Genomic DNA, 6,225 nt, shown 5'->3' on the forward strand with positions numbered 1-6,225 from the left:
CGGCGGATATCCGCCGGGCGGCTACCCGCCCCTCGGGACGCCGCCCGCGACGGGCGCCGGCGGACGGGCCGTGCTCTGGGCGCTCGTGGGCGCGGTCGTGGCGTCCGCGGCGTGGGCCGGCGGCGTCTTCCTGTTCGGCAAGGACGACACGGAGGCGGACCTGCGCGGCTATCGGGCCGAGTCCAACCTCTGCTCCTCGGTGGACTACTCGTCGTTCAAGAACGAGTACCCCGAGGAGGACACCGAGCCGGTGCACAACGCCCTGGAGCACGAGGCCCTCGACGAGAGCTACTGCAGCATCTCCCTGAAGGAGTCCTCCACCTCCTCGATCTCCGACGCGTACTTCTCGGTCCAGGTGGACCTCCACAAGAAGACCGACCCCGGGCCCGAGTTCACGGCCGTGTGGGCCGAGTACGACCAGCGGTACGAGGACTACGACGTGGAGAAGGTCTCCGGTTTCGGTGACGAGGCGTATCTCGTCACCGAGGACACCACGTCGGGGGACGACAACAGCGGCAGCCGGGCGGCGACCCTCGCGGTGCGCGACGGCTGGATGACGTACGAGATGAGGTGGAGCGCCTACGGCTCCACCTACGACGACGGCGCGACCATGCCGGAGGTGAGCGACGTGGTGGAGTGGCTCAAGAGCGACACCAACGCGACGCTCGACAACCTGCGGGAATCCGACGGGGTCTAGGGCCGCGCACGGGCAGAGGCAGGGCGTGCACAGGCGGAGGCAGGGCGCGCACGCCCTGCCTCCGCCCCCTCTCGCACCCCGGTCGGCTCAGCCGTCCTTGGCCTTCGCGTAGTCCTGGGCCATCTGGCCGGCGAAGTCGAACACCAGGCACTGCTCGTCGCCCACGACCCACGCGTCGTGCCCCGGCGGACACACGAAGACGTCGCCAGGACCGACCTCGCCCTCACCGCCGTCGTCCATCCGGATGTGCATGCGTCCACTGAGCACATAACCGTTGTGGTGGACCTGGCAGCTCTCCGTCCCCGCGATGGGGCCGACGGACTCCGACCAGCGCCAGCCCGGCTCGAAGGTGGCCACGGCGAAGTCGAGCCCGGTCAGGTGCACGGCTTCGAGGTGCCCCCGGGGGAAATCGCGCCGCTCGTCCGGCTTCTCGACCGTCTTGATCTCCAGCATGACAGCTCCCTTCCGCTAGGCCGCCCCACCTCCCCATGGTCCGCCTGTCAAGCCGCGGCCGCCAACCGGGGGACCGGCGTCCGCCGAAGGTGCCGGCCCTCCGGAGGCGTCGTGTAATGGGGTTCGGAAGATCGCTCCCGGAGGAGAGACGATGCGCTCAAGCCGTTCCGGTGGTGAGCAGGGCGGGACCGAGGCCGCGACGGGCGGACTGCGGCGGCTCGGCGAGTGGTGCGCCCGGCACTTCGTGGTCGTCATCGTCGCCTGGCTGGTCGCCCTCGCGGCCGTGCAGGCGCTGAACCGGGCCTACGGCGGCGACTACTCGGACAACTTCTCCCTCCCGGGCGTGCAGTCCCAGAAGGGCCTGGACGTGCTGCAGGAGCACGATCCGGCGGCCGGCGGCTACGGCAGCCAGATCGTCCTGCACGACCAGGACAAGGCGCTGACCTCGCTCGGCTCCCAGATGTCCGAGACGGTCGACGACCTGCAGAATCTGCCGCACGTGCTGTCGGTGCAGAACCCGCTCACCACCCAGCAGTCGCAGCCCTCGGACCAGTCGCAGCAGCCGAACGTCGGCCCGCTGTCCTCCGACCAGAAGACGGCGTACATCACGATCCGCTTCGATGTGCAGCCCTCCACTCTCGGTGACGGCTATCTCGACGGGGTCGACGACTCCGTCCAGCCGCTGCGCTCGGCGGGGGCCGAGGTGGAGTACGGCGGACCGCTCGGAGAGCTGGCCCGCCCCGACGCCGACGACCGGATCAGCGAGCTGATCGGTTTCGCGGTCGCGATCGTCGTCCTGGTGATCGGTTTCGGCAGTGTCATCGCCGCCGGTCTGCCCCTGGTCACCGCCCTGCTGAGCGTGATCGGCGGCCTCGCCTGTCTGGGTCTGCTGGCCGCCGCGTTCACCTTCGCGACGGTCTCCCCGACCCTGGCGACGATGATCGGCATCGGTGTCGGCATCGACTACGCGCTGTTCCTGATCACCCGTCACCGCCAGAACCTCATGGACGGCGACGACCCGGTACGGGCAGCCGGCCGCGCCGCCTCGACCAGCGGGCACGCCGTCCTCGTCTCCGGCTGCACGGTGATCGTCGCCCTCGCCGGGCTGTACGCCTCCGGTGTGAGCTTCATCGGCAAGCTCGGACTCGCCGCCGCCGTGACCGTCGTCTCCGCGATCGCCGGCGCCCTCACCCTGGTCCCGGCCCTGCTCGGCCTGATCGGCAGACGGATCGACCGCTTCCACGTCCGCAAGCCGATCGCCGAGACCGGCGCCGAGGCGGGCGAGGAGATCACCGGCACCTGGCACCGCTACGCCCAGCGCGTCGAGCACCACCCGTGGCGGTTCCTGACGGCCGGTCTCGCGACCGTGGCCGTCCTCGCGATCCCCCTCTTCTCCATCCAACTGGGCCACATCGGTGACGGCGCCGACCCCACCTCCTTCACCGACCGCCGCGCCTACGACCTGATGACCGACGCCTTCGGGCCGGGCTCCAACGGGCCGCTCACCGTCGTCATCGACCAGACCTCGGTGCCGTCCTCGGACCGCCAGAGCCTGCAGAGCACCGCGCAGAAGCAGCTCGACGCGGTCCAGGGCGCCCACGCCGTCACCCCGTTGACCCCCACCCAGGACGGGGACGTCCTGGTGGGCACGGTCTACTCGAAGGAGTCGCCGCAGAGCGCCGACACCACGGACCTGACGAACCGCCTGGTCGACGACACCCTGCCCGCCTCGGTCTCCGGCACGAAGGCGCAGGGCTATGTCACCGGGACCACGGCCTCCCAGGTCGACTTCCGTGACATCGTGGCGAGCCGGCTGCCCATCATCATCGCCGTCGTCGTCGCCCTCGCCTTCCTCATCATCCTCGCCGTCTTCCGGGGCCTGCTGGTCGCCGTCAAGGCGGCCGTCCTCAACGTGCTGTCCATCGCCGCCTCGTACGGCGTCGTCGTCGCCGTCTTCCAGTGGGGCTGGGGCGGGCCCGCCCTGGGCGTCAACGGCAAGGTGCCCATCGAGAGCTATGTGCCGATGATGATGTTCGCGATCATCTTCGGCCTCAGCATGGACTACGAGATCTTCCTGCTCTCCCGCGTCCATGAGGCCTGGCTGCGCACCGGTGACGCCCGCGACGCAGTGGCCCACGCCCTGGAGATCACCGCCCGGGTCATCACCTGCGCCGCCCTGATCATGGTCAGCGTCTTCGCCGCGTTCATCGTCAGCGACAACATCGTGGTCAAGATGCTGGGTCTGGGGCTCGCCGTCAGCGTCCTCATCGACGCCACGGTCGTCCGCCTGCTCATGGTCCCCGCCGTGATGACCCTGCTGGGGCGCCGCGCCTGGTGGATCCCGCACTGGCTGGACCGGATCATGCCGCACATCGACGCGGAGGGCGACACGGCGAAGCGGCCGGTCCCGCAGGCGCAGGACCGACCGCTCGGCAGCTGACGTGCCTCAACGGAACCAGAGGTGCCGCTTCGTCAGAACGTCAGCTTCCAGCTGTTGATGTAACCGGTGTCGAGACTGGCCACGTCCTGCACCCGCAGCTTCCAGGTGCCGGCGGCGGTCTCGGCGGAGGCGTCCACCGTGTACGTCGCTTCCACGTTGTCGGCAGAGTCGGACGAGGCGGAGTTCTTCAGCCGGTACGCCGTGCCGTCCGGGGCCACGAGGTCGACGACCAGGTCACCGCGCCAGGTGTGGACGATGTTCACGTCCACGGTGAGCGTGCTGGGCGCCGCTCCGGCCCGGTTGACGTTGATCGGGGACTCGACGGTGCCGTTGTCGGGGATCTGGTAGTCGGCGGTGTTCTCGAACACCGACTGGTTGCCCTCCTCGTCCACGCGCCAGGCGAAGCTCGCCGTCCCGGTCTTGTCGGCCGCGTCCGTCACGGTCACGGTCGGCGTCCAGTTACCGGCCGTGGTCGGGGTGCCCGAGATGCGTCCCGTGGCCGCGTCGATGGACAGCCCGTCCGGCAGGCCGGTGGCCGCGTACGACAGGGCGCCGGGGTTGGTGGACGATGCCTGGACGTCCAGGGTGACCGCCTGTCCGGTCAGGGTGTACTGCGCGGCAGGCGGAACGACCGTCACACCGTCGAGGATCCGGGAGCCGACGTTGATCGCGGCCCAGGCGTTGGCGGTGTTGTTGTAGGTGACCGAACCGAGCCCGTACAGGTCGGCGGCGGCCCGCAGGGTTTGGGTACGGGCGGCGGCGTAGTTGGTCGTGGACGTCATGTACGTGGTGAGCGCCCGGAACCAGATCTTCTCGGCGGCCTCGCGGCCTATCGGCGTCACCGGCAGTCCGTCGAAGGTCGGCGAGTCGTAGGAGACGCCGTTGACGACCTTCGCGCCGCTGCCCTCGGAGGCCAGGTAGAACCAGTGGTTGGCCGGGCCGGAGGAGTAGTGGACGTCGTTGTTGCCGAGCGTGGAGGACCAGTAGTCGCGCGAGGAGCCGTCCTTGCTGGGCTTGTCCATGTAACGCAGCGGCGTGCCGTCGCCGTTGATGTTGATCTTCTCGCCGACCAGGTAGTCCCCGACGTCCTCGCTGTTGCCGGCGGCGAACTCCACGGCGGCGGCGAAGATGTCGGAGGTCGCCTCGTTCAACCCGCCGGATTCGCCGCTGTAGACGAGGTTGGCGGTGACCGACGTCAGACCGTGCGTCATCTCGTGCGCGGCCACGTCGATGGAGGTGAGCGGGTTGGCGTTGCCCGACCCGTCGCCGTACGTCATGCAGAAGCAGGTGTCCTGCCAGAACGCGTTGACGTAGTTGTTGCCGTAGTGGACCCGGCTGTACGGGGCGACCCCGTCGTTGCGCAGGCCGTTGCGGCCGTGCACGTTCTTGTAGTAGTCCCAGGTCAGCGCGGCACCGTAGTGCGCGTCCGCGCCGGCGGTCTCCAGGTTGCCGGGGGTCCCGTCGCCCCAGATGTCGTCGCTCCCGCTGAACAGCGTGCCCGTCCCGGACGAACCGCGGTTCAGGTTGTAGGTGCGGTGGTTGCCCCGGTCCGCGTCGGTCAGCGTGTACGACGAACCCGACTGGCTGGTGCCGAGCGGCACCGTGCCGCTGTAGCGGGTGTTGCCCGTGCCGGTGTGCACGGCCTCGTACTCGAACAGCTTCTTGCCGGTCTGCGCGTCGGTGATGACGTGCAGCTCGCTGGGCGTGTCGTCGTGCTGGAAGCCGCTGACGACCGTCTCGTAGGCGAGGGTCGGCGTGCCCTTGGCGGCCCAGACGACCTTGCGGCTGCTGTCCGGGGCGGTCTTGGTGGACCCCTCCTTCTTCGCCGCCGCCAGCGCCTGCTTCTCGGCGGTGGCCCTGCTGACGTCGGCGCTGAGGTCCGACACCTTCAGCGCGGGCTTGTAACCGCGGGTGACGCTCTCGATCGCGCCGGACTTCGCGGCGTGGACGACCATGTCGCCGCCGAGCACGGGGAGTCCGGCATAGGTGCGCTCGTACCGGGTGTGCACGGTGCCGTCGGCGTCCTTGACGACGTCGCGGACCCGCAACTCCTCCCGGCCGCCGAGGCCGAGGCGGTCGGCGGTGGTGTCCGTGGCCTTCTCGGCCTTGCGGATGAGGGTTTCGCGCTGACCGGGGGTCAGCTTCGCGGGCAGGGACCCGCGGTCGGGCTTCGCGGCCACGGGACGGGCGGTGCCTTCTCCGCCGTCACCGCGTGCCATCGCCGGGGCGCCGGGGGCGGCGACGGCGAGCATGGCCGCCGCGACGACGAGGGCGGCCGTGGCCGTGGTACGTCTGTGGGGGGTGGATCTCACGCGAACTCCTTAGCTGCGGCCGACGTTGGACGAGCGGCCGTACGAAGGACCCGGTGCACGGGTCGAGGCACCGGGTGGAGCAGGGAGTGCTGCGATGCGGGTGCGCGTGCTCCGTCGTGAGACGGGGTGGGCACAGAGTGACAGATGTGTGAGTGTTGTGTCAGGAGCACGCCAAGTGTTTGGCCGGAAATTGATCGATCAACGACCGTCGGTGGCCAGGGATTTCCCGGGTGCCGTCCGCGCCTCGGGGCCCTCGGTCGGTGCGTTTCGGCCACCGGTCCGGTTCACGACAGCACCGGGGGCCCGCCCCCGACGGGGACGGG

The 6,225-nt window shown here is 69.9% G+C and carries 4 protein-coding genes; 2 read left to right on the forward strand and 2 right to left on the reverse strand.

The annotated features are described in order from the left end of the window. A partial coding sequence (locus tag ACFU5F_RS41925) for a hypothetical protein (RefSeq protein WP_383898894.1) occupies positions 1-697 on the forward strand: 697 nt, incomplete at its 5' end. 87 nt (positions 698-784) lie between these two features. Here ACFU5F_RS41925 and ACFU5F_RS41930 read toward each other — a convergent pair. Then, on the reverse strand, positions 785-1,150 hold the full coding sequence (locus ACFU5F_RS41930; RefSeq protein ID WP_383898895.1) for a cupin domain-containing protein: 366 nt from the start codon (positions 1,148-1,150) through the stop codon (positions 785-787). A gap of 151 nt (positions 1,151-1,301) precedes the next feature. On the opposite strand from ACFU5F_RS41930, the gene ACFU5F_RS41935 reads away from it, so the two are divergent. After that, positions 1,302-3,590, forward strand: coding sequence for an MMPL family transporter (locus ACFU5F_RS41935; RefSeq protein WP_383898897.1), 2,289 nt, complete (start codon positions 1,302-1,304; stop codon positions 3,588-3,590). A gap of 32 nt (positions 3,591-3,622) precedes the next feature. Here ACFU5F_RS41935 and ACFU5F_RS41940 read toward each other — a convergent pair whose 3' ends face one another. Continuing rightward, the gene (locus ACFU5F_RS41940; protein WP_383898899.1) at positions 3,623-5,902 is read right to left on the reverse strand and encodes a M4 family metallopeptidase; all 2,280 of its coding nucleotides are present in this window, start codon (positions 5,900-5,902) and stop codon (positions 3,623-3,625) included. Between the last annotated feature and the right edge of the window lie 323 nt (positions 5,903-6,225).

It is taken from the genome of Streptomyces sp. NPDC057438, assembly GCF_042802995.1.
In the GTDB taxonomy this organism is placed as follows: domain Bacteria; phylum Actinomycetota; class Actinomycetes; order Streptomycetales; family Streptomycetaceae; genus Streptomyces.

Bases quoted from the DNA above. Each gene is read 5' to 3' on its own strand.
- ACFU5F_RS41930 (WP_383898895.1), bottom strand. From the start codon at position 1,150: ATGCTGGAGATCAAGACGGTCGAGAAGCCGGACGAGCGGCGCGATTTC.
- ACFU5F_RS41935 (WP_383898897.1), top strand. From the start codon at position 1,302: ATGCGCTCAAGCCGTTCCGGTGGTGAGCAGGGCGGGACCGAGGCCGCG.